At 38.1% G+C, this 22,286-nt stretch carries 25 protein-coding genes; 9 read left to right on the forward strand and 16 right to left on the reverse strand.

Features of this window, described 5'->3' with window-relative positions; genetic code table 11:
- Positions 1-54 precede the first annotated feature (54 nt).
- A complete protein-coding gene (locus PQ460_RS21085) occupies positions 55-396 on the reverse strand; it encodes a DUF1292 domain-containing protein (RefSeq protein WP_274171068.1) in 342 nt (113 codons plus the stop codon).
- Between the two features lie 89 nt (positions 397-485).
- Positions 486-1,685, reverse strand: coding sequence for an ROK family transcriptional regulator (locus tag PQ460_RS21090; RefSeq protein ID WP_274171069.1), 1,200 nt, complete (start codon positions 1,683-1,685; stop codon positions 486-488).
- A 320-nt stretch (positions 1,686-2,005) separates the two neighbouring features.
- Here PQ460_RS21090 and PQ460_RS21095 point away from each other — a divergent pair, with 320 nt between their 5' ends.
- The 3 genes from PQ460_RS21095 (at position 2,006) to PQ460_RS21105 (ending at position 3,875) form a co-directional block, all read left to right on the forward strand.
- The gene (locus PQ460_RS21095; protein ID WP_273614738.1) at positions 2,006-2,647 is read left to right on the forward strand and encodes a chromate transporter; all 642 of its coding nucleotides are present in this window, start codon (positions 2,006-2,008) and stop codon (positions 2,645-2,647) included.
- Between the two features lie 12 nt (positions 2,648-2,659).
- Positions 2,660-3,196 carry a chromate transporter gene (locus PQ460_RS21100; protein ID WP_274171070.1) on the forward strand — a complete coding sequence of 179 codons (537 nt, stop codon included), beginning with the start codon at positions 2,660-2,662 and terminating at the stop codon, positions 3,194-3,196.
- 88 nt (positions 3,197-3,284) lie between these two features.
- Positions 3,285-3,875: a hypothetical protein gene (locus PQ460_RS21105; protein ID WP_274171071.1), complete on the forward strand. Its 591-nt coding sequence runs from the start codon at positions 3,285-3,287 to the stop codon at positions 3,873-3,875.
- A gap of 110 nt (positions 3,876-3,985) precedes the next feature.
- On the opposite strand, the gene PQ460_RS21110 is transcribed toward PQ460_RS21105, so the two are convergent.
- On the reverse strand, positions 3,986-4,882 hold the full coding sequence (locus PQ460_RS21110) for an NAD-dependent epimerase/dehydratase family protein (RefSeq protein ID WP_274171072.1): 897 nt from the start codon (positions 4,880-4,882) through the stop codon (positions 3,986-3,988).
- Between the two features lie 292 nt (positions 4,883-5,174).
- On the opposite strand from PQ460_RS21110, the gene PQ460_RS21115 reads away from it, so the two are divergent.
- Entirely contained in the window at positions 5,175-5,726 is a 552-nt protein-coding gene (locus PQ460_RS21115) for a hypothetical protein (RefSeq protein WP_274171073.1), read from the forward strand.
- Between the two features lie 28 nt (positions 5,727-5,754).
- On the opposite strand, the gene PQ460_RS21120 is transcribed toward PQ460_RS21115, so the two are convergent.
- From PQ460_RS21120 to PQ460_RS21150, 7 genes are all read right to left on the reverse strand, one after another.
- Complete coding sequence (locus PQ460_RS21120; RefSeq protein WP_274171074.1) at positions 5,755-6,279, reverse strand: spermidine/spermine N(1)-acetyltransferase; 525 nt, start codon at positions 6,277-6,279, stop codon at positions 5,755-5,757.
- Positions 6,280-6,297: 18 nt separating this feature from the next.
- Positions 6,298-6,759 carry a MarR family winged helix-turn-helix transcriptional regulator gene (locus PQ460_RS21125; RefSeq protein WP_274171075.1) on the reverse strand — a complete coding sequence of 154 codons (462 nt, stop codon included), beginning with the start codon at positions 6,757-6,759 and terminating at the stop codon, positions 6,298-6,300.
- A gap of 187 nt (positions 6,760-6,946) precedes the next feature.
- On the reverse strand, positions 6,947-8,317 hold the full coding sequence (locus tag PQ460_RS21130; protein WP_274171076.1) for a TraB/GumN family protein: 1,371 nt from the start codon (positions 8,315-8,317) through the stop codon (positions 6,947-6,949).
- Positions 8,318-8,521: 204 nt separating this feature from the next.
- Positions 8,522-9,007, reverse strand: a complete 486-nt coding sequence (locus PQ460_RS21135) for a hypothetical protein (protein ID WP_274171077.1) — start codon at positions 9,005-9,007, stop codon at positions 8,522-8,524.
- Between the two features lie 123 nt (positions 9,008-9,130).
- Complete coding sequence (locus tag PQ460_RS21140; RefSeq protein WP_274171078.1) at positions 9,131-9,805, reverse strand: response regulator transcription factor; 675 nt, start codon at positions 9,803-9,805, stop codon at positions 9,131-9,133.
- 12 nt (positions 9,806-9,817) lie between these two features.
- Entirely contained in the window at positions 9,818-10,981 is a 1,164-nt protein-coding gene (locus PQ460_RS21145; protein ID WP_274171079.1) for a sensor histidine kinase, read from the reverse strand.
- Between the two features lie 186 nt (positions 10,982-11,167).
- A complete protein-coding gene (locus PQ460_RS21150) occupies positions 11,168-11,611 on the reverse strand; it encodes an SMI1/KNR4 family protein (RefSeq protein WP_274171080.1) in 444 nt (147 codons plus the stop codon).
- 288 nt (positions 11,612-11,899) lie between these two features.
- Here PQ460_RS21150 and PQ460_RS21155 point away from each other — a divergent pair, with 288 nt between their 5' ends.
- Positions 11,900-12,778: a GNAT family N-acetyltransferase gene (locus PQ460_RS21155; RefSeq protein WP_274171081.1), complete on the forward strand. Its 879-nt coding sequence runs from the start codon at positions 11,900-11,902 to the stop codon at positions 12,776-12,778.
- Positions 12,779-12,915: 137 nt separating this feature from the next.
- Here PQ460_RS21155 and PQ460_RS21160 read toward each other — a convergent pair whose 3' ends face one another.
- Positions 12,916-13,347 (reverse strand): MerR family transcriptional regulator, encoded by a 432-nt coding sequence (locus PQ460_RS21160; RefSeq protein WP_273614725.1) that lies wholly within the window; start codon positions 13,345-13,347, stop codon positions 12,916-12,918.
- Between the two features lie 176 nt (positions 13,348-13,523).
- Between PQ460_RS21160 and PQ460_RS21165 the strand changes: the two genes are divergently transcribed.
- Positions 13,524-14,375, forward strand: a complete 852-nt coding sequence (locus PQ460_RS21165) for an aldo/keto reductase (protein WP_274171082.1) — start codon at positions 13,524-13,526, stop codon at positions 14,373-14,375.
- Between the two features lie 204 nt (positions 14,376-14,579).
- Here the strand turns inward: PQ460_RS21165 and PQ460_RS21170 are convergent, their stop codons facing one another.
- Both PQ460_RS21170 and PQ460_RS21175 read right to left on the reverse strand, forming a co-directional pair.
- Positions 14,580-15,620, reverse strand: a complete 1,041-nt coding sequence (locus PQ460_RS21170) for a ketopantoate reductase family protein (protein WP_274171083.1) — start codon at positions 15,618-15,620, stop codon at positions 14,580-14,582.
- A 13-nt stretch (positions 15,621-15,633) separates the two neighbouring features.
- On the reverse strand, positions 15,634-16,383 hold the full coding sequence (locus PQ460_RS21175; protein WP_274171084.1) for an acetoacetate decarboxylase: 750 nt from the start codon (positions 16,381-16,383) through the stop codon (positions 15,634-15,636).
- 169 nt (positions 16,384-16,552) lie between these two features.
- On the opposite strand from PQ460_RS21175, the gene PQ460_RS21180 reads away from it, so the two are divergent.
- The 3 genes from PQ460_RS21180 (at position 16,553) to PQ460_RS21190 (ending at position 18,861) form a co-directional block, all read left to right on the forward strand.
- Positions 16,553-17,440: a LysR family transcriptional regulator gene (locus PQ460_RS21180; protein WP_273614721.1), complete on the forward strand. Its 888-nt coding sequence runs from the start codon at positions 16,553-16,555 to the stop codon at positions 17,438-17,440.
- A gap of 137 nt (positions 17,441-17,577) precedes the next feature.
- A complete protein-coding gene (locus tag PQ460_RS21185; protein WP_273614720.1) occupies positions 17,578-17,952 on the forward strand; it encodes a MerR family transcriptional regulator in 375 nt (124 codons plus the stop codon).
- Between the two features lie 66 nt (positions 17,953-18,018).
- Complete coding sequence (locus PQ460_RS21190) at positions 18,019-18,861, forward strand: oxidoreductase (protein ID WP_274171085.1); 843 nt, start codon at positions 18,019-18,021, stop codon at positions 18,859-18,861.
- Between the two features lie 86 nt (positions 18,862-18,947).
- Here the strand turns inward: PQ460_RS21190 and PQ460_RS21195 are convergent, their stop codons facing one another.
- From PQ460_RS21195 to PQ460_RS21205, 3 genes are read right to left on the reverse strand one after another with little or no spacing between them, the layout of a single operon-like run.
- A complete protein-coding gene (locus tag PQ460_RS21195; protein ID WP_274171086.1) occupies positions 18,948-19,979 on the reverse strand; it encodes a peptidoglycan DD-metalloendopeptidase family protein in 1,032 nt (343 codons plus the stop codon).
- A 20-nt stretch (positions 19,980-19,999) separates the two neighbouring features.
- Positions 20,000-21,340: an ABC transporter permease gene (locus tag PQ460_RS21200; RefSeq protein ID WP_274171087.1), complete on the reverse strand. Its 1,341-nt coding sequence runs from the start codon at positions 21,338-21,340 to the stop codon at positions 20,000-20,002.
- Positions 21,333-22,238 carry an ABC transporter ATP-binding protein gene (locus tag PQ460_RS21205; protein ID WP_274171088.1) on the reverse strand — a complete coding sequence of 302 codons (906 nt, stop codon included), beginning with the start codon at positions 22,236-22,238 and terminating at the stop codon, positions 21,333-21,335. The genes PQ460_RS21200 and PQ460_RS21205 overlap by 8 nt, the downstream gene beginning before the upstream one ends.
- Positions 22,239-22,286: the final 48 nt, after the last annotated feature.

Below are 22,286 nucleotides of genomic sequence, written 5' to 3' on the forward strand. Positions count from 1 at the left end.
ATAAAAATAAAGCCTTCCTCTGAATCGATGAGGAGGGCTTTATTTTTATTCTACTTATACAGTAGGATTGTCTTTATTTAACTGAATAATCACTTCATACACTTGTCCCATACGTTGCCATTCTTCATCATCAGTAATATGATTCAAGAAAAATTCGTCTTCTTCCTCATCATACTCCACTCGTAAAATCGTACCATCTAACGGCGAAGGTTCTTTATGTAACAAAAGAGCATACGGAATCTGATCATACGTAAATGTTTTGACGATCATCATATCATGTTCATTACCTTGGTCATCCAAAATGAGAAACCCTTTTTGAAATGCTTCGTCTTCTAGCAATCCAAGATCATCGCGGAATTGCCCTAGTTCGATCGGAAAGTTGTTGTGGTTACTCATCATTATTCTCTCCTCAAATATACAGATATTGTAATGTCACACCGCCATGTTAGCATCAACCAGACTCAGCGTCAATCCAACAGATTAGATTACAATTCCATTTGTTGCAAAATCATCACAGCAGCACCCACAGCCACTGCTCTTTCTTGCAATACTCCTTTAGAAAAGATCGGCTGGTAACTGTTATCATACCCTACTTTTTTGCGAGCAACTGCTATCGCCTGTTCATAATAAGAAGGATCGGCATTGATCAATGCACCACCGAGAATTACTTTCTCGGGCAATAAAATATTAATCAGATTAGCAAGCCCGATCCCCATATAACTAGCAGACCTCGCAAACAATTCTTGTAAAAACACATTGCCTTGATTCAGACCTGTAATTAAGGTATCAAAATGAATCTGCTCCGGTGTTAACTCTTGCGCCGCTTCCCAGATATCCATACCTAACTTCACCCGTTGTCTGACTTGCTGTTCCAGCGCTTGTACCGAAGCAAAAGCTTCCAGTGCGCCATAATTTCCTTGATCGTGTAATTTTTCTCCATCAGTCTGAATAATCATCTGGCCAATCGAGCCTTCACGATCAACAGCACCTCGCACTAATTGTCCGCCAGACATCATCGCAGAACGAATCCCTGCGCCCACATTTACAAATAACATATGTTGCATATTCTCATCTCGCACTGCCCAATGTTCGCCTATAAGTGCTGTATTGGCTCCATTTTCAAGCACTGCTGTTAATCCAGTACGCTCGTTAATCATCTGGCAGATCGCTACATCTTTCCAACCTGTCGCTGGAAAATAAACAGGATTCAAGATCATTCCTTTTGCTCGATCTAAAGGCCCTACTGCTCCTATCCCTATACCAATCATCTGACTTAACGTTAACTGATAATCATTGAGCATCCAATCGATTCGTTCTTCTACATAATCCACCAGACGCTCGGGAGTCATCTGTTCATCCATAAACCAGCGATACGACACAATCGTATTCATTTGCAGATCATATAATCCCAATACCGAATAGACTCGTGAAATCTCCAATCCTATAATATAGCGGTGCGTAGGATTGATACGATACAATGTAGGTCGTCGTCCGCCTGTAGATTGCCCTTGTCCGGATTCACTGATCCACCCTTCTCGTGTCAGTTCATCTAGAATACGATTCAGACTACTACTCGTAATATCCATTTCTTGCAGCAACTCTGTTTTGGAAATATGATCTTGTGTAGCTATCCGGTCATAGACTTGCCGTTTGACCACTTTCATCGGAAATTGAAATGTATTCATACGTTCTTCCTTTCTCTAGCATATAGCAGTATACATGCGACAACATTGGATCATAAAGAAGTTGCAAAGCACACCGTTTATACCGCTCTGACTCCGCTTCAAGGTTAAAATCTGCCTTCATTGTAACGTGTAACGACCACCTTGACCACTTTTTATCAATGAGAAAAAAAGAAGATGAATACACTTATTTCATAGCTTATTTTTCATTTATAAGCAAACGTTTTAAGGATGATCAGAAACATTTACAAGATCAGCTTCCAAAGTTTATTTCAAAATGATTAAAAGATGATATACTGGTAACTAAGAGTGGAGTGAACGTGATGAAAACTTATTGGACTGAAACCCTTCAGTTAAAAATACATTTACTATGGAATTTGTTTTGGATCTTTTTCAAAATTGGCCCTGCTACATTTGGCGGAGGCTATGCGATGATTCCAATATTAGAACGAGAAGTTGTACAGAAACGAAAATGGATAGATGGTCAGGAAATGAGCGATTTATTATCGATTGCAGGTTCTGCACCCGGCGGTGTAGGGGTGAATGCTTCAACTTTTCTCGGATATCGGATGGGGAAAATTCCTGGTGCTATCGCTGCTGTACTCGGTATTACATTACCTACCTTTTTTATCGTATTTGCACTCAGTGCTTTTTATTCTGTGTTTCAGGATCAACCGAAAGTGCAAGCTGCTTTTCAAGGAATACATGGTGCTGTAATCGGGTTGATTGCTGTTGCCGCTTATCGGATGGGGAAAAATGCATTATTTGATCGCTCTACGATTGTAGTAGCTACAGGAGCATTGATTACTCTTTTGATTACAGGCTTGAATCCGATCTTTATGATTTTATTTGGACTAGGTATCGGTATCTTAATTATTCAAGCCAAAAAGAAATTAGGATTAACTGCCCGTACTGAAAAAGCAACTCATGATCATATCCCACCTACGATTGAATATTATATCTAAGGGGGAGATATCATGATATTATGGCAATTATTTTTAAGCTTTTTGAAAATCGGCTTTAGCTCATTTGGCGGAGGTTATGCAGTTATTCCGATGATCCAGTATGAATGTAGTCGATATGGATGGCTAACTGACGAACAATTTCAAAGCACTGTTTCACTCGCAGGCATGTCCCCGGGGCCGATTGCTACTAATAGTGCGACCTTAATCGGTTATGAGACTGCTGGCTTAACAGGTGCTATTGTCGCTACAAGCGGGATTGTGCTTCCTTCGCTGATTGTAGTGATTATATTAGCAGCATTCTTTTACCGAATTCATTCGAATATATGGGTACAATCGTCTTTCTACGGATTACGCCCGATTATTACCGGATTGATTGCTTATGCAGCGATCCATTTTGGTCTGTCTAACCATGCAGATGTGATTATGAGCTGGACTACAATTGCTACATTATTGATCGGTATTGCAGCATTCTGGGCGATTGTCCGATACAAGCTTCATCCATTAATGGTGATAGCCGGTTCAGCCGTCATAGGCATTGTGTTATTTTAGTGTTACCTCTTTGTGCTTTATTTCTGGTATGATACCTTTATAAATGGATTTTTATAGAAAAAAAGGTACAAAGGAGACTTTATTGTCTATGAAAAAGCAATCGTTGTTGGTGATCATGATGATAGTGTTATTTACGTGTATTCCTGTGTTTCACTCGCCAGCGACGATACATGCAGCAACCAATACAACTATAACGAATGGTAGCCCTTCTGCACCTGAACCTGGTTATGTAGAAGATGATACGTATAATGAAGTTGCACCTGAATTACAGCAGGCTTTTGACGATTATGTAGATTACTATAATCAATATAAAGAATGGGTTCCTTACGAGACCAAAGCTGCTACTATTCTAAATAAGTACAAAAAAGTACTCGCATCTACGCGCAAACAAGCTTATAGCGAAATGACGACTATTGCGATCCCGAGTTACAAAAAATTTCTAAGTGGAATCAAACAAATCAAGCCTAACAATACAGACCTTGCCGCTATGCACGCCCAATTTATTAAAGGAACAACTCTTCAATTAGAAGGAATGATCCTTTTTCAAAAATACGTTTCCAAACTAAATCCAGACCCCACTATTATCAAAAAAGCGAATGTAAAATTCACTCAAGGTCAGCTATTGATTAGTGAATTTAATGAAAAAATCGCTTTGTACAATGCTCAATTTTCACAATAAATCGCTTCGTTCAGCAAAATATCATTTAGCATTTTAGATAATGAACGATAGCAAAAAAGGGTGTAGCTACGATCAGCCGCACCCTTTTTATTATATTTTGTATAGTAATTCTATTCGGTATCTACATAAGATCTCCAATAATGTTGTTGTTCAAATCCAAGTAGTCTTTTTACTTTGGTATTGCTCACTAAAGTCTCATATTCATCCAGTTCTTTTTTCAAAGGCACATTCGGATAATAAGCAGCTAGCAACTCTTTGGTTGGTTTGTCAGAAGAAACATCATTTGCGGCAATATTCATTACCTGAAATCCTAATCCATCGGTTTCAACAGCCAACCTACATGCTAGCGCTAGATCACGAGTATCAATATAGCTCCAAGTAATCCGTTTACGCTGAATAGGCTCGGCGAAATAAGCAGGGAAATCAGCATATTTGGAAGGATCTATTACATTGGCTATCCGAAAACAATAGATATCTATACCTGTGCGGGTCTGAAAAGCTTTGGCTGTGACTTCATTCACCACTTTGGATGTAGCATAGCTATCCATCGGATTAATATTGTAATCTTCATCGAGCGGGAAATAATCAGGATCACGATGCTCGTCTGCAAAACAAGTTCCGTACGTCGTTTCGCTGGAAGCTAAAATGACTTTAGGAATATTGTATTTGGTTGCGGCATCCAATATATTGTACGTACTCATCACATTGATACGATACACTTCGTTGTCTGGATATGTGTGAATTTGAGGAATTGCTGCTAGATGCACAATGGCATCGATCGGTTGCGGTGCTATCGATTCATGGTAACTTTTATCAATCGTAGGACTGGCTAGCGCATTGAATACTTGCCCTGCATCTGTAAGGTCTGTAATCAGTGTCCGTACATGCGGATGATCCAAAGGAACTTTGTCTAAATTGAGTACTTCGTATCCTTGCTCAAATAATTCTTGTACTACCCATTTACCAGCGAGTCCACTACCACCTGTGACAATTACTCTTTTGACCATGTGTACACTTCCTTTTCCTTAACAAGATAGCCAAGCACGATATCGAACACTTTAACTTGTTACAATGTTTAGCAGTGCGCTAAATGTTCATTCTTTATATGTTAACCGTTTCCAATGTATACCAAGCAATTAAATTTGCTTATATTCACTATATACACTAGAATATGCTTGCTAACTTTCTAAAAGAAAGAGTGCAAAGTGACGATACAAATAGTAACAGGAACTGACAAAATCAACCTATGTTATAATGAGTCTTCTCAAATATATTAGCGAAAGGGGATTATATAGTAACGTGAAAGCTCGATTGTTATGGATAGTAACGCTCACCTTTTTGATCGTACAAAGTATGGTATTGGTTGTACCTCTTCCATCTACTCATGCAGCCACTTCTTCTGAATATGGTTATGATGATAGCCAAGTTCCTGCCAAATACAAGCAGGCGTATCATGACTACGTGGATTATGACGATCAATTGGAACCACTGCAAGAATATGAACAAATTGCTCTAACTATTTTTAAAGAAAATAAAAAATTCAAAGCTTCAGATCATCGTTCTTCTTATGTAGAGATTACAGGTATTGCTCTTCCAAACTATAAAAAGTTTGTTAAAGGGGTACAAAAAGTCTATACACCCAACAAAGACTTGGCTCGTATGCACAAAATATATGTAAAAGGTGCTAACTATCAACTACAAGGTATGCTTCTTTTCCAAAAATATTTATCCACCAAGAAATTAGATCCTAGCATATCCAAAAAAGCAAATACTCAATTAGCGATTGCCAACAAATTACTTACACAGTTCCATAAAGAAATGAATGCGTACACTGCGAAATTTTCATATTGATTGAATGCTATTCTAGTCCAAAGACCACTTAATCTATAAGTGGTCTTTTGGTCATAATCAAATCGGTTTGCTGTTCATCCCCCATATAGAACGAATGTTGACCGGTTAGCTCGAAACCTAGCTTTTGATAAAATAAGATGGCATTGTCGTTCTTTTCCCATACTCCTAGCCACATCTGCTGTTTGTTCATCTCCTTCGCAATCTGAAGGGCTTGCTGAAAAAGATGCTTCCCTACTCCATGCTTTTGAAATGATTGCTTGATATAAATGCGTTCGATCTCCAGACTGTCCTCGCTCATCTTTTCAGACTGTGCTTGATCGGTATTGATCTTGAGATAACCAGCAAGTTCATTATTCACATAAGCGAAAAAGAACTGTGAATACGGATTGTTTAATTCTGTTTCTAACTGTAGACGATTGAATGCTTTCTCCAAATAATGATCTATATGTTCAGGTGAATTCTGTTCTCGAAATGTTTCATTAAAGGTGTCATAGCTGATTTCCTGTAATTGTTGTACATCTTCTAACGTACACTGTCTTATTATAATATTCATATCGTTTGTGTACTCCTTTCACCATGATTCATAATTTCGTTTATTGCCTTTTTTGACAAAAGTCCAATCTTTTTCTACATTTTTTCTTACCTTTTGTAGAAGCTCGAATAGTAGGTCATTCTCTTGCTCTGATAATCCTTCCAATGCCATTAGATTAGAATAATCATTTTCTTTTTTGATCACAGGATAAATCTGTTCTCCTTTCACTGTAGGAAAAAGCTTTTTGATTTTTTTGTTATGCGGATCTTCTTTTTTTTGCACAAATCCATTCTCTTCTAAATTTTTGATTGCACGCGCAGCAGTGGTACGATCGACTTTGATCATTTCAGCTAATTTTTCTTGAATAATCCCAGGATTTTCATAGATACGCACCAGATACAAATATTGACCTTTGGTGAGTGCATACTCTTTAAATTCAATATTGCTAATGCTATCTAACGCTCTAGCGATCATTCCGATTTCTCGAAGAATTTCTTTCATAATAATCTCCTTTTATTTTTTGTTGTAAATGCAACAATTATTCTTTTTTAAATATATATTATTCATGTTGTATTTGCAACAAAAAACCACTCCATTCACTATAGAATGAGGTGGTTTTTTGGAGCACGTTTATGTTTTGGATATTGTTGAATCTAAGATCATACTTATATTTACGCTAACTATACTGTTATTTTCTGGTGACGGTATATCCTTTTTTCTCAAGCAAGTGAATAATACCATCGTTACCTAGATAATGAGCCGCACCGACAACGATAAAGTATTTCTGGTTACCACCACTTTTTAAATAGCCATCAATTTTTTGCGCCATTCCAATATTGCGATCAACCAGCATTGCTTTATTATATTCTTCATTACCAGCTGTACTGTTTGTTAATTCTAGCAATTTTTTCTCATCGCCTGTTTTCCACATTTCTGCGGCTTCATCTGTATTTTCATTCAGATCGGCTTGATTAGGATTGTCCAGATCATACAGTGTCGAATATAACATTTGTTCTTGTAATTCATCAGAGAAGTTATTGAGCATCATAAGCTGAGAATCTTGTGATTCCAATTCCATCACTGTGATTTTGCGTTCTACAGCTTTTTGGATAAAGTGTAGATCAATCCCATCTGCTGATTTGTATTCTGGATCGCTTGGAGCAAAAGAACTTACAATCATTTCTGCAACCCATGGTTTGAAATGATCTAATGCATCGCGTTTCCAATCATTCGCTAGAAGTGCTTTACCTAATTTGGCATACGTATACGTAGATAGATGATCTTGCAGTCTGCTTCCATCTTTGTACTCACCGATTTCCAAAACACGTTGTTGCATCGCTTCATCCGATATCTGTGTAATGTCTACTTCTACGCCAAGATAATTAGCTTCTGCGAAAGCTTGCTCATATTCTTTGCGTAGCGGATAAAAACTTTCATTGGCAATATGTATCGAACCGACCAAGTACACGGTATTTCCGTTATTTTGTACTTCCCACATAAATCCACGACCACCTGTATCGGCAGTTTCTGTAGATGGTGCAGGTGTTGGTGTTATCGTACTGCTAGGGTCTGGAGTCACTACTGGTGGTGCTGTATTCTCTGTAGGAGCAACCGTTGTATCTACTGGAGGAGTATTTTCTTCTACAGGAAGAGTAGGTGTAGCAGGAGGTGAAGTCAACTGAATCGTACGTGTTTTGGCATTCCAAATCACAGTATATCCAGTTAATTCAGCAAAGGTACGAATAGGCACATATGCAGTACCATTGATTTTAGCCAGTTTGCTTTTAACAGTTACACTTTTACCATTGGCTACAACGGTAATGCTATCTTTGGATACGTTGGACAATTGAATCTTCATCGCTTGCAATGTTGAACGAAGTGGAACCATTGTCACTTTCTGCTGAACTGTAGGCGCTATTCCTTTACTGTACTGAACCTTCTGATCGTTCACTTTCAAGATTAATGGCTGTGAAGCTGTCGCTGCCATCGCAGGTGAAGCTGTCGCAAGTAATCCTGCTGCCAAAACAAGCGAAAGCATTTTTTTGTGCCAATTTTTCATTATATAACTCCCTCTGAATGTGTAATGTTCATCCAAAGCCAAACGTGTCCTTTTAAATATTGCATAATCCTCTTTCAAGTACAATACATTATTTCTTTATATTTATACTTTATTACAAATAAAGGGATACCTATAGCAAAAGCACCCATACAAGATGGGATAATCATCTTATACGAGTGCTTCTTTATATACATATCAGTTCATCTATCCGTTAACTTTGGAAGGTGCAAATACATGCTTAATCTCAGGGAATTTGGCATATAATATTAAACTACGTGTAGCGAAAATAACAGCAATGCCGACCCACAATATCCACTGAATACGATGATACCCTGTTGCGAACTCTCCGAAAGCAAATCCTAATGCGATTCGAGTCAATATAAAGCTTGCCCATGTGATCAATGTAATCGTAGTGCCTTGAACATACACAATATGATTCTGAATATATACTTTGCTGTGCCATGCCTGAATCGTTCCAGCGATCAAAGCGGCTACGACCACTAAGATACACTCGATCCACTGGGTTACAGGCACCTGTTGCCGGGGAAATGTCTGATACACTTCATACAAAGCAATCAATGGTAACACAATAAAAAATAATTTTTTGACCGGTTTGGGACGCAATTGATGTAAAACAATCCAGACGATCATCCCAATCACAAGTAATGTTGTAACTATATTAGAATACATATATTGACCTCCTTAGAATGTGGTTATACCTTTATTCTAAAGATTCAACAGTATGTATACGTCTACTTGCAGATTGATCTTTGAGCATCCATTGATCTATCTAGCGATATACATCAACATCAATTACTTGACCAATCCTTGGCGTATCGCTAGCACAACAGCTTGTGTCCGATCTTCCACATTTAACTTTTGAAAAATACGATGAGCATGCGTTTTGACAGTGCCATGTGAAATGTGTAGCGCCAGTGCAATCTCTGAATTACGCTTGCCATACGCCATTTGTTGTAACACAATTAACTCCTGATCGGTTAACGGTTCGATCAGTTCATACTTCGCGGGAGTTGATAGCGGTGCTGGTTCTGCCTTTTTAAGTGCTTCAGCGAGTGCTTTGCTTGCTAGCGGTGTTTTGTACAATGCTTCTCCTTTATACACTGCACGAATCCCTGCCAGTAATTCTTGAGTATCTGCGTCTTTGAGTAGAAATCCGGTAGCCCCTGCGCGAATGCCTTCCTTAATATAATCTTGTACATCAAAAGTAGTCAACAATACAATTTTCATATCAGGCAATACACGTAAAATCTGTTCTGTTGCTTCTAGACCAGAGCATTCAGGCATCTGAATATCCATCAATACCATATCAGGCTGTTGCTCTAATGTAACTTCTAACGCTTGATGTCCATTACTGGCTTCACCAACACATTCCATATCCGATTGAGCATTAATAATATACTGTAATCCTTGACGTACAATCGGCTGATCATCGACAAGCACGATTCGAATGTTAGATGGAACACTCATGATTATTTCTCCTTATGATGGGGTTGGATTTCCGATAGGGATTACAGCTTGAATAGACAAACCATGAGGTAACACAGGCTCAAACTGACAGGTTCCACCCTGTTGCTCACAGCGTTCTTTCATATTTTTTAATCCATAGCCTATCTTCAATGAATCTGTAGCGGTATAGACACCATTATCTGAAATACGCAAATACACGTTATGGTCTTTCTCCTGAATATGTACAGAAGCGGTATCTGCTTGTGCATGACGAAGCACATTGGTTAATGATTCTTGGAGCACCCGGTACAAGACAATACTGGTCTGAATCGACCATTCGGTAATTGGAGAATCTTCTACAAAGGTAAGCTTGAGTGCCGAGCGTTGCCCCGTCTGCGTGATCAATCCTTTCAAAGCGACCAATCCTAAGCCCATCTCATCATTCGACCATTCTTTGACGGCTATACGTACTTCTGTCAGCGCCTGACGAGCAATCGAGATCAGTTGCTTGATACGCTCTGGCATATGCTCTGGTTCTGTCGATTGCATAATCTCCAAAGCCTGTAATTGAATAATCAGCGATGTCAGTTGATGCCCTAATCCATCATGTATTTCTCGTGCCAGACGGGTTCGTTCTTCCAATGCCGCATAACGTACTGAATGCGCGCTTGCTTCTTGCAGTTCTAGATGAGCTTCTTGTAGCTCTCGATGAGCTTGATCCAATTGATCGAGATGTGATTTTGTTAAAGCATGTGCATTTTGACGTATCTGAGAACTACGTACGACTAGAAAAATACCAATAATCGCTAGCAAACTACCAAAAGAAAAAGCGTATACTAATGCAATCACAGTAATCGTTACTAGACTAACGATGATAGTCACATACCGATAATCTCGATTAATAAATATACTCAAAAACAACAATGGCCATAATAGGCTTGAATTCACAGACCCGTATTGATAATGAAGATATAACGCTGTGCTGATAATAATGATCGAAAGAATAATATAGATCGTTCGACTACGCCATATTTTCGGAACCCAAATAATCATTATATACAGAAATAAGATCAATAATGTGCCATACTGATTCACTGCTCCATAACTTACATATTCGTTATAACTGGTAATCATCAGTGAGATCGTTCCAAATATACGGATCAGATATCTATACGTTTTTTCCTGTTCAATACCCATATGTCTCCCCCACTGCTCTGTACGATTTTATTTATTGTAGAACAATAGGCAAAGATATACATCTACTTGACGGTCGATATTGAGGAAAAGCTGTATATCTGTAGATAGATGCTAATCAACTCAACAATCTACTATCTATTCATTCTGTTATACCCATGTTATAACATGAGATGATTTTTACATTGTTTATTCTTGTTCTGCCTCTTCTTGTGTTAATAGATATTCAAAAAAGTTACCAAATGTATCCCACGTATCCGGTGCTATCTGAAAAGAGCGATCATGTAGTTGATGTACATCTATACTATCGCACCAGATCACTGCTGGAGTCTGTGCTGTATCCAGCACGATCATACTTCCCGCAGGCTCTGCTAGAAATAGCAAAGAATGAGGAAACTGAATATCTTTTCGCAATCGAAGCGTTTCTTCTATTATATTGGGTGTATAGTGATCATAACTAAATATAGAAATACCTCCAATCAATCCTCCATTAAAAAATGAAGCGATCTTTTTAAAATCGTCAGGTAATTGCAACTGTAATTGCTGTTCCATCTTAGCTATTACTTGTGGTGTGATCACATCATCTGGAAATAGTAGATCATACCGTTTTTTGATCGACTGTATAGTGTTCATCTCTGCATCGCTCCTTGCTATGTAAATCTACAATTATTGTATTCTATGTATTCATCCAAATGATACAAATTTCACTCTCTCACCTAGCTAATTGGAGCCATACCGATGAAATAGCACTCTTTTCTATTTTGTTGTTGATTCTCGCTATCATTTAAGCAATACTAAACTCATTATCATTCTAGGGGGCGTTGCTATTGGTAACTATAATGATCTGGACAGAAACGAGAAGGATAACGTCTATTCGTCCATAAACTACGTATTTCCGACTCTTAGAGGATAAACAAAGTTATGCCAACGTATACGATTAGTAAAATGACTGATTTTTCAGATCAGCAAATTGATCAAATTCGATTATTAGAACAAATATGTGCACTTTCTGACGCATCAGACTTACGGGTTGGTGTAGAAAGTTTGAAAGCAATACATGGAGACGAGGCTTTTCTGTGCTATAACGAAGATCAGCTTATCGGTTTTCTAAGCTGGTATACTTCAGACAGGATTGAAGCTAATATCAATGCTATGGTTCATCCAGAGTTCCGTCGTAATGGTATTTTTAGAAATCTATTGAACCATGCAGTTGCAGATATGCATCTTGTAAATATACAACATTGTCTTTTTAGAGTTCCTTCTAACTCACAATCAGGTATCGATTGTATAGGGCATATTGACGCTGATTTTAGTCATTCTCAATTCTCGATGACTTTTAATTCTATACAAGATAGGATGCCCTACTACAATCATCTTACTATAAGAGTTGCCAACAAAAAGGATACTGCCTTTCTTATCTACTGTTTTGCGCAAGCTTTTGAAGATTCAGAGTCCTGGACTAAGGAGTATCTGGAGAGCACAAGTCAAGAGCCTAGCCGATTAACTTATCTGGTTCTACACCAATCCAATCCTGTCGGAATGATTCGAGTCAATACCATTCAAGCTCATACCGCGGTTATACATGATTTCTGTGTACTTCCTACAGAGCAAGGTAAAGGCTATGGTCGAGATATTCTTGCTCAACTGATTACTTTATTACAAGATCAACAATACACTCAGATTCGCTTAAGTGTAGTCACAGCAAATCGACATGTATTACGTCTTTACACGTCTGTCGGATTTGAAATTTCCGCTGAATTTCATTATTATTCACTGCCACTTCTTTCAATAAATCATTAAAAATAAGCAGATCTATATATTAAAAAGCTCTTTAGTCTATAAAGTACTAAAGAGCTTTTTGATGATCTATTTTAAAGTAATAAGACAGTCCAACGACTTTGAGTATAAGACAAATCTTTCCTTGTTATCACTAAAACTTAAGAATGTGTGGGCGTTGCAGATATCGCTTTATCTTTTCCCCATGTACGAGGATTAGTGGTATCAGCAATACCCTCCGTAAGAATAGCCTGATATTGAATCGTTTTTTGTTCCAAATGGGCTACTCGCTTTTGTGCTTCTTGTAGTTGGATCAAAGCCACTTCTTTGTATTCCATCATCATTTCATTGCGCTGAGGAATAGTCGCATCTCCTTCTAAGCAAAGGTCAACGTATAATTTGATCGTTTCAATCGGCATTCCTGTCTGCTTGAGACATCTTGCTCCATACAACCAGTTAATCGATTCTTCATCAAATAACCGAATATTATTTTTGTTACGTTGGACACTAGGCACTAATCCTTTATCCGTGTAAAAGCGTACAGCATGTTCGGTAAGTCCTGTCATCAGAGCAGCTTCTTTTACAGTAAGCATCGCCATATCCACCTTTCCAAATTCATTATAGAGAATCGCTTGACTTCGTGTAGCACGAAGGGAATAAGCTCATTATACTGCAAACACATCACAAGCAGAATCTATATTCACGCGTTATGTATATAGAAGTGATCATTTGCTATTTCAAATACAAAACCAGTACAGGAGGAATAATTATGCAAACTGTCACATTGAATAATGGTGTTACTATGCCCATCTTAGGCTTTGGTGTCTATCAGATTCCAGATGCAGAAGAATGTGAAAATGCTGTCTATGAAGCATTACAGATTGGATATCGTTTGATTGATACAGCGGCTGGCTATATGAACGAAGAAGCAGTAGGACGTGCTATCAAGCGTAGTAGTGTGCCCCGCGAAGAAATATTTATTACGACCAAGCTGTGGATTCAAGATGCTGGCTACGAGAGTGCCAAAGCCGCTTTTGCCAAGTCTTTACACAAACTTCAAGTCGACTATCTAGATCTATATCTAATTCATCAGCCATTTGGTGATTATTATGGAGCTTGGCGAGCGATGGAAGAACTCTATAAAGAAGGGAAAATCAAAGCGATCGGTGTTAGCAACTTTTTGCCTGATCGCTTAATGGATCTGATCGTGCATAATGATATCGTACCTGCGATCAATCAAGTGGAAACCCATCCTTTTCATCAACAGATCGATAACGCTACTTTTATGCAAGAACAAGGTGTACAGATCCAATCGTGGGGGCCTTTTGCAGAAGGACGTAACCAGATGTTTAGTAACGAATTGCTAACTTCTATTGCTGACAAACATAACAAATCAGTCGCCCAAGTCATATTACGCTGGCTTGTTCAACGCGATGTTGTCGTAATTCCCAAGTCTGTACGTCGAGAACGTCTTGCTGAGAACTTTGATATTTTCGACTTTGAGCTAAGTGTAGAAGATATGGAGCAGATTGCTACTCTGGATACAGAAGAAAGTCTTTTCTTATCCTATCTTGATCCCGAAACCGCTAAGATGCTCGGTAACTTGAGAGTGGAATTGTAATGTAAATAAAATATAGCTATACTTTTACAACAATATAGACTTCGATTACTTTTACCTAGAAAAGAACACCAGCATAGCAGTCTGGTGTTCTTTTTTTCGCTTTGGTTATTCTATTTTTTTAGTAGGATGTATGACATTTATAGTATCAAAATTCCTATTACAATTAACGATTAACCTAATGATCTGGCATGCTTTATTTAGATATTATACTTTCTGCTGGATACTCAATAACTGTTCAAAAGCTTTTATATTTGTATCAAATGTAGGCACTGTTTGAGATTCTTCGGCAGATTTGACTTGTGCTATAACCAAATCGTTAAAAGGTGTTGGGATGCCAGTGCCTTCTGCCATTGTTGGAACAACGCCATTAATATAATCGATTTCTGTTTTACGTTTTTTCTCCAGATCCTGAAGCATACTTGCTCTTAGCAATCTGGATGGTTCCATCACTACTCTAAAGGTTTGGATACGTTCAGGGATATCATTTTCGCTGTTTAATTCCAAAGATTCTATATCAAATCCACCCATTTTAGCAAAAGCGACACCATTGGCGTGTCCAACTTTTATCGTCTCATCGGCGATATGAACGGCACTAACAATACCAACTTCATGATCAAGAATAGATCCATATTCTCCGTTTAATGCTGCCGATAAACCACTGAATGCATTGTTAATCAGTAATTTGGACCACTTTGTTCCAACTAAGTTATCGGAAATATGTGTTCCGCCTACAAGATCTAACACAGATTTGATCTGTTGGATTCTTTCTGTCGTTTCACCGTTTAATTCTCCAATTTGAAAAGCGTACTCTTTAAACTGGTTATACTCGGTGGTAAGTTGAGATACGCCGGGTTCGATAAAAGTAGCTCCAAATTCAACAGAACCTGCTATAACACGTTTTTCCCCAACGATAGAAGCCACGTTGTTTTCAGGTATACCATTTTGCAAAGAACAGACAACACTATCTTCTTTTAAAAAAGGAAGCAACTCTTGCAGAACAGCGTCGTTATATAATTGTTTGGTTAACAGTAAGACTAAATCGTACTTCCCTGACTTGTTTTCAGGGATGATAGCTTTCACTTTAGCCTGAAATTCTGTCGTTCCGATGACTTTAGCACCTACTTGATTGAGAGTATCTACATGTTCTTGATATGAATCAATTAACTCAACATCTATTCCTCCAGCAGCAAGATATGCTCCAACGATAGTTCCTAATGAACCTGCTCCTAAAACTGCAATTCTCATTTCAAAATCTCCCTTATTTTTCTTCTAGGTAATTATATACAGGTTGTGCAGCATTCAACGTTAAATCCGTCAGAATATGAGATGCTGAAACAACTTCTAATACAGGCAAGTCTGCAAGTGGGGCTAGTGCATGTTCAAATAATTGCAGTCTAGCCGGCCCACTCCAAGCCCCTTTCACATCTATATTCGTTATCTGTGTTCGTACCAAATCGCAAATCTTCAAATCTCCATTGTAATCTGTAGCAATCTTAACCATAAAAGTAGGTCGACAAATTTCATTTTTAGCAATTTCTTTATCCATCTCAACATGCTTATATCCCATCGTAGCAGTAGCTACACGAAGTGAACCGTAATCCAACGTACCTACTAACGTATCTGAATCGACATAAAGCTTCGGTGCACCTAACTTCTTAGGATACGCAGTCAGTTCTCGACCACTTGCAATCGCTGGAAAGTTGTCGACGTACATCGAATGCGTATAATCTCCATCTTCCCCATTAAATCGGACAGGAATCACTTGTCCAGCTTCAGTATAAGCCCCTAATCCCGATACGTCTGGCATCCACATCACTTCGAATTTGACCAGAGGATCGCCGATCATTTCAAGAGGTTCTGGTACTGCTGCTCGTAAAGCTTTTGCATCTGTGCGGTAAACAATATTCAGATATTCACGATTAACAAATTTATAAGGTGGCATAGGGTAAGCGGGTGCGGTTAATGGTGTGTTAAGATTTTGGGCAATATTATTTATATCTATTCTCATAATGCACCTTCCTTTTACTCATATTTTTTATATTTGTTTGCTTATCGTTAGTCTTTGATCATCTATCTTCTATAATCTTCTATAATCATCTTACATCTATATTTACATATAATCTAATATATAATAATGTATATATACATTTATCCCAATAAATAAGCGAGGTGTATCTATGGAATTGCTCCAGCTCAAATACTTTCAGACTGTTGCTTATACAGAACACATTTCTAAAGCAGCCCAACAATTAAATATCGCACAGCCTTCTTTAAGCCTTACGATCAAAAGACTTGAAGACGAATTAGGAACTAATCTATTTGATCGGAAAGGCAGAAATATTCAACTAAGTTCATCTGGGAAAATTCTTCTAAAGCATGTAAACCGGATTTTTATAGAGATTGAAAATGCACAAATAGAAATTCTATCTCAGGAACATCACATTGCTAACACTATCAAAATATCTATTTCCAATCCAAGATTCCTAACTGGTCTAATCAGTGAACATATTAACCACTTTCCTACATCAAAAATTCTTCAGTCAATTGGAGTGAAAAGCGAAATATTAACAAGTTTAAAAAAAGGAGAGATAGATTTAGGAATAACCGGACATCCAATTCAAGATGAGGAGCTAGAAAGTTGTTTACTGGTCGATGAAGATATTGTTCTTGTGCTACCTTCCAACCACCGATTGACAGGCAAACATGAAATTTCGTTAAGTCATGTCGCCGATGAACCGTTTATCACTTTAGCTAATAATGTAGAGTATAGTGATTTCACGACTTCTCTTTGTGAGCAAGCTGGCTTTATCCCCAATATTGCATTTGAGGTAGACTCCCATTTGCTGGTCGAAATTATCAAGCTTGATCAAGGTGTCGCTTTACTTCCTATTTCCGTGTGTAGAACACTGGGGTTAAATTATGTACAAGTGACAGATGATTCTACGACCTATCCAGTAAGCTTATCTTGGGTAAAACATAAAACGTTATCCTCTTCAGCAAGAGACTTTCGCGACTTTATTATGTCGTACTATGAAGATAATTATAAAATGTTTAAAGTTTATTAAAGATTTGCATATTTGTTACTAATCATACGAATCACTACTGATACTTCAATACTTTCATTTTGCGACAATGATTGATAATACACTTTGCGAAAATTATAATGGGACTTAAAGTTAACTTTAAGTCTGGAGGAAGATCAATGTATACTATTGGAGAAGTTCAAGCATTATTTGGTATCAACGCCTCTACTATTCGCTATTATGAAAAAGAAGGAATTTTGCTTGCTATAGCACGCAATGATATAGGACGACGCATATATTCTAAAGAACAAATCGAGTGGTTAAAGCTTGTTATTGCGATGAAAGAAACTGGTATGAGTCTAAAAGATATAAAAAGCTATATTGATTTAATTGTGGTTGGAGATGATACGCTACTTGAAAGACGCGAATTTTTAGTAGACCACAAACAAAAAGTAGAAGAACATCTCAAGCAAATTCATCAAAACTTAGAAAAAATCATTCAAAAAATAACGTATTATGATCTTAAAGTACTTAATAAAGATTATTTTCAATAACGATTTGACATAAAGCTTCCTTTAAGATGTATTCTCAATCTATACCACTTAAAGGAGTGAAGGAAATTGATATCTAGTCAAAAAGTTATTTTTATTACAGGAAGTTCAAGTGGTTTTGGACGTTCTATTACTGAAAAAGCATTAGCTGAAGGCTATAATGTTGTCGCAACAGCTAGAAATACAGATACACTAAAAAGCTTAGCAGAACAATATACATCTAACATTCTTGTTCTTGAATTGGACGTAACGAACCCGGAACAAATCAAACAAGCTGTAGCTACTGCTGTAGACCATTTTGGAAAAATTGATGTGTTAATTAATAATGCAGGTATCGGCTATTTTGCTTCTGTGGAAGAAAGTATCGAAGAACAAACACGTAAAATGTTCGAAATTAACTTCTGGGGACTTATGAACGCTACAAATGCGGTACTCCCTTTTATGCGGAACCAACAATCAGGTCATATCATTAATTTATCTTCGATCGGTGGGCTCACTTCGTTCCCAACTCTTGGTTACTATCATGCTACTAAGTATGCTGTTGAAGGGATCTCAGAAAGTCTTGCTCAAGAAGTTAGTCCATTTCATATTCATGTTACACTTATCGAGCCCAGTTCTTTCCGAACAGACTGGGGTGGTCGCTCCTCGGTCAAAACCAAACCAACTATTTCGGCTTATCAAGAAACCCTGAGTCCGATGTTGGATCATATGGAACAAGCAAACGGTCAAGAACCCGGTGATCCTGAAAAAGCAGCAATAGCTATTTTAAAAGTAATTGAGTCGGATAATCCTCCACTTCGCCTTCTCTTAGGAAAAGCAGCATATCAAGCAGCTACTCATAAATTCACTAATTTACTTCAAACGATTGAAGATTGGAAAGAGACAACGATAAATGCAGATTTTGCAGAATAAATAATTATTAATATTAGAGTATCAATGTAGGATAGAAAACAAAAAGGGATAGTCATGATGACTATCCCTTTTTTGGCATATTTGATTTATTTGGCTGTAATCGTCTCACCCTGTACAGGTTTACTTCCATCTTGCCACTTGATCTGAATCGCTTTGGACTTGAACAGATCAGCCCCATCAGACACCTGATAATGTAAATGCGCTTCGCTGGAATTACCCGAGTTCCCAACCAATCCTAGCTTATCGCCAGTCTTGACCATATCCCCAACTTTCACCAATGCCGATCCTTTTTTCATATGACCGATTACGCTGTATTCACCATTGCTATGCGCAATAACTATCTCGTTACCCGCAGGCACTTTCGGGTTCATTTTACCTACAGGCTCGTTATCTGGAATATTACTTAATACCGATACCACTTTACCGTCAGCAGGTGCATATAGCGGTTGTCCAAAAGCATAATAGCTTTCATTTTTGAGTGGATCACCTTTGTAAGAGTATCCATCTTTGCGCTGGATAAAGTCATACGCATAACGCTGACTTTCGTACTCATAATGGTAATTGATCAACGCATTATTCCCACCCCAGAACACAAACCAGTCGCCTTTGAATGGAAACGCATATTCATTTTTGGTGGTAACTTTATCGGTTGTAGGTGTAGGCGTTAAAGCTTTGGCTTGTAGCCCTAGAATTGTCCCCTGCTGGTCTATTGTTAGGTTAAGCCCTATATTTCCTGAATCACTAACCCATGAACGCACATCTGCATCGTTGATCTCCATATCTGCGGCTTTATTAAATGCTTTGACAGATTGAAGAGATGCTTCAGCTGAACTAACAAAATCTTTTTCAGAGATTTGCTTTTTGAAATTATCGCTAAATTGAGCATATACTTCTTTATAGTGGCCTTCTAGCAAGGCAGTTGGAACTTCTTCTGCTGTAAGCTTAGCTGTTGGCGTAGTCGGTTGCTCTGTAGCTGTAGTTGGAGTCGTTGTATCCACTGTTGTGGCTGGTTGAGCTGTATTTGTACCATTACAAGCTGTAATCGCCACTGTGAGTGCTCCAAGCGCTAATGCCCATTTACTGTAATGCATCCATGTTACGTTATTGTTTTTTTTCATATTATTGCACCTCTTACTTACTAAATTTTATAAGATTTCATTGCTTTGCGTAGTTCTTTCAAGCTTGGACGTTTTCCATACATCAATACACCAGTGCGATAGATTTTGGCAGATAACCAGCCGAAGAACAGGATAGATACCAGTAAAATACCAATAGATATCGCGATTTCCCAGATTGGCATTGAGCCAAGCCCAATTCGTACAATAGATGTTGTCGGCGAGAAAAACGGAATATAAGAAGAGATACGCATTAATAACGAATCTGAATTGGAGATACTAAATATTCCGATATAAAATGCAGCCAATGTTAACATCGTAATCGGAGAGATCGCTTGTCCCAAATCTTCTGTACGACTTACGATCGATCCAATCGCCGCGAACAATGTCGCATACAAGAAGTAACCTAACACATAATACAACAATCCAAATCCAACAATATTCAAAGATAGATTACTAACATGCAGATCAAATTTAGCCAGCACTTCTTGATAATAGGGTAGAGATAAGTTAACTGCGATCACGATACCGTATGAAGCAATCTGCGTGAGTCCAACTAAAAAAACACCGATAATCTTACCGAACATCTGGGTCAGTGGAGATAGACTGGAAATTAATATTTCCATTACCCGCGAACTTTTCTCTGCTGTAATCTCGGATGCAATCATATTGCCTGTAATCGTCAATGAGAAGAAGAACAGCACCATAAGTAAATAGACCAGAATATAATTCTCAGTGTTAGACTTGATTGGATTTTCTTTTTTAGAATCGGCATTGCCATTAAGATCATCTGGAGAAGTATGATTTACTGTGACCGGTGTACCGATCTGTTCTAACTGTGTATTAGTCAACTTCCCTGCGGCAATATATTGTACTTTGGCTGTTTGTGTAGCCGTCTGTAATAGACTTTGAATAACAACATCATTTTTTTCACTCACATACGTAACGGCAGGGAACGCTGGATCGCCTTGAGACGGCTTTTGTAATAATAAATATCCGCCAATCTTGCCATCTTCTACTTGCTTCCGCAAAGTGGCTTCGGATTCCAATTGATCTTGCCATTGTAGCTTTGTATCCTGCAAGTCACTACTTGCATTCATCATTGGATTGTCTGTAGAAGACTTGGCTTGTTGTTGCTTTTGCGCAGCTTGCTGAATCTGAGTAGCAATCTCATCATAATTACTGCTTGCGATAGCAATCTTCAGATTATCTTCCCCGTTGTTACCTGAAAATAACTGAATAAAATACGGAATATTGAGTCCAATTAGTAATAACACAGCAAGTGATAATGTCGTCCAACGAAATGATTTGTTTTTGACTTTATTACGATAGGTAAAGCTAATTACATGCCCTAGCTTATTCATTATTGCCCACCACCTTAATAAAGATTTCGTTTAATGTTGGTTCTTTGATCTCGAACTGTTCTACACTTCCCTGTTGCATCGCTAATTGTAAAATCTGTTGTGTCGCTTCTTCTTCATTGATATGAATCAGATAACGACCATTTTCATCTTGTGGTTCTACATTGGTAACGCCTGTTATCTCTTGTAGACCGACAAGTGGATGTGCTGTACGCAAAACAACTTTTTCGCGCGGATACGTATGTTTAATTTCTCTTAAATTGCCTTGTAGTACCGGCTTGGAGCGACGTAGTATCGTCATATTACGGCATAGTTCTTCTACATGTTCCATCCGGTGAGTTGAAAATAAGATTGCTGTTCCTTCATCTCGCAATTCTTGAATGACTTCTTTGAGCATTTCCACATTCACCGGATCAAGTCCACTAAATGCTTCATCTAAAATAAGAATACTGGGATGATGAATAACCGCAGCGATAAAGCCCATTTTCTGCTGATTCCCTTTGGAAAGTTCTTCGATCCGTTTATCCAAATATTCCATCGCATCAAAACGTTCCAACCACTTTTTAAGACTTTGTACTGCATCTTTGTGAGTCATACCACGTAATTGTCCGAGATAGACTAACTGATCACTAATTTTAATTTTAGGATACAATCCACGTTCTTCTGGAAGATAGCCCATTTTGTGTTGTAACTCTGTCCGGTAGGGCCTGCCATCATACAAAATTTCACCTTCGTCTGGATAAATCAGTCCGAGTACCATGCGCATTGTTGTCGTTTTACCCGCTCCATTTGCTCCTAGTAAGCCGTAAATCTCTCCTGCTTCTACTTCTAAGGACAAGTTGTCTACCGCTGTTGTCCCTGCATAATGTTTGATAATTTGATTCAATACCAATGGTTTCATCGCTTGATCGCTCCTTTAAGATATTTTGCTGACGCAAAATCATTTTTT

It is taken from the genome of Paenibacillus sp. KACC 21273 (assembly GCF_028736095.1).
GTDB classification, from domain to species: Bacteria; Bacillota; Bacilli; order Paenibacillales; family Paenibacillaceae; genus Saccharibacillus; species Saccharibacillus kyungheensis.